The sequence below is a fragment of the Hungatella sp. SL.1.14 genome, assembly GCF_024460495.1.
Classification (GTDB): Bacteria; Bacillota; Clostridia; order Lachnospirales; family Lachnospiraceae; genus Hungatella; species Hungatella hathewayi.
Map to the genome: position 1 here is coordinate 1 of NZ_JANFYJ010000585.1, position 255 is coordinate 255.

Annotated in this window: 1 rRNA gene; it reads right to left on the reverse strand. The window is 52.9% G+C overall.

Features of this window, described 5'->3' with window-relative positions:
• A 23S ribosomal RNA gene (locus tag NE473_RS32410) occupies positions 1–255 on the reverse strand; the annotation flags it as partial.

The following is a 255-nucleotide window of genomic DNA, read 5'->3' on the forward strand; positions in this document are numbered from 1 at the left end:
GGGTTCTTTTCACCTTTCCTTCACAGTACTATGCGCTATCGGTCACTAAGGAGTATTTAGCCTTGGGGGGTGGTCCCCCCGACTTCCCACAAGGTTTCTCGTGTCTCGTGGTACTTTGGAACATGCTTGCTCTCTTCTGGTTTCACATACGGGGCTTTCACCCTCTGTGGCCGGTCTTTCCAGGACCGTTCTGTTACCATACGAGTCACTTATTGCAGTCCGTAACCCCTGGGTGCACGCACCCAGGTTTAGGCT